We start from the raw sequence: 565 nt of genomic DNA, 5'->3' as shown, positions 1-565 counted from the left end.
ACCGGCCAAGCTCTCCGACGTACCGAGCACCACCTCGGCACCACTGTCCGCAATCACAAACCCCAACCGATCCGCCGGATACTCCGGATCCAACGGAACGAACGCACCCCCCGCCTTCCACACCGCCAACTCCGCCACCACCACATCCACCGACCGCGCCAAACACAACGCGACCCGCGACTCCCGACCCACACCAACACCGACCAACAACCGCGCCAACCGATTCGCCCGCCGACCCAACTCCCCATACGAGAGCGCAACTTCACCGCATCGCACCGCCACCACATCCGGCGCCGCCGCAACCCACCCCTCAAACCGCTCCACCATCGAACCACCAGGCAACACCACCTCCGTGGCATTCCACTCCCCCACCACCCGAGCCCGCTCCACCTCCCCCAACACATCGATCTCACCGACCCGCACCCCCGGATCAGCCGCCACCACCTCCAACACCCGCACCAACCGCTCCACCAACCCCCGCGCCGTACCCTCATCAAACAAATCCACCGCGAACAACAACGCCCCACCCAACCCCGCCGGCGCCCCCGCACCATCACGGTGCTCG

1 protein-coding gene is annotated in these 565 nt (G+C 66.9%); it reads right to left on the bottom strand.

Features of this window, described 5'->3' with window-relative positions:
• Positions 1 to 519 (bottom strand): AMP-binding protein (locus NP777_RS47140; RefSeq protein ID WP_256656360.1); only part of this gene is annotated, 519 nt, incomplete at its 3' end.
• Between the last annotated feature and the right edge of the window lie 46 nt (positions 520 to 565).

Origin of the sequence: Streptomyces rugosispiralis, from assembly GCF_024505145.1 — a bacterium.
In the GTDB taxonomy this organism is placed as follows: Bacteria; Actinomycetota; Actinomycetes; order Streptomycetales; family Streptomycetaceae; genus Streptomyces; species Streptomyces rugosispiralis.
The sequence above is the reverse complement of the archived record's forward strand: the minus strand, read 5'-3'. Positions and strand labels throughout refer to the sequence as shown.